Source organism: Pandoraea horticolens, assembly GCF_902459555.1.
In the GTDB taxonomy this organism is placed as follows: Bacteria; Pseudomonadota; Gammaproteobacteria; order Burkholderiales; family Burkholderiaceae; genus Pandoraea; species Pandoraea horticolens.
This window is the reverse complement of record NZ_CABPSM010000063.1, coordinates 1-639: the sequence shown is the minus strand read 5'-3', so window position 1 is coordinate 639 and position 639 is coordinate 1. Positions and strand designations below refer to the sequence as shown.

Genomic DNA, 639 nt, shown 5'->3' with positions numbered 1-639 from the left:
ACTATGCCCAATGGTTCTGGTAGCTTGAGTCGGGGAACGCGCTTAGTTTACGCGGCTCAATCACTGACTGAGATAAAGGCGGCCTATGCCAATACATTGCGCCATTATTTGGATGACACAAAGAAGTTTGACAACGTCACGAGCTACATGGGTTGTTCGTTTTTGCAAGGTTCTGATGGCGTAGTGCATTGCACACCGCAGGCAATTGCCTATAAAGGTAAAGGTAAAAATAGGGTAGCTATTTTTTATGTGAACAGCCAGAATTTCCCGATGGTATTAACGAGTGGCGACGGTCTTAATGCGGATAACCATAATTTGCTTCCACTTGGGAAAGGTCCGCATAATATCCATGTGGGAAAATTTCAGCCAGAAGAGTCAATGGTGCCGTATCACCTCAGCACTTCAAAAGGAGATATATTTTACCTATTTTATAAGCGGCGTGGAACGCTACACTACGCGGCTTATAGTGCTATTGGTTTGGATCCCATAGATGGTATTGATCATGATCTCGGTCTGGAGATGGTTGACTATATCAGTATCGTCGCAGGACCTCAGGGGATCACCAAACCTTACTTATTTTGGAATACGCCAAAGAGTGGAATTTCGAACGAGATCCCTTCTTATCTCAATACTTGTCAA

Annotated in this window: 1 protein-coding gene; it reads left to right on the top strand. The window is 44.1% G+C overall.

Going from position 1 to position 639, the window contains the following annotated elements; genetic code table 11:
- On the top strand, nucleotides 1-639 hold a 639-nt coding region (locus PHO31112_RS27365), incomplete at both ends, for a hypothetical protein (protein WP_174995920.1).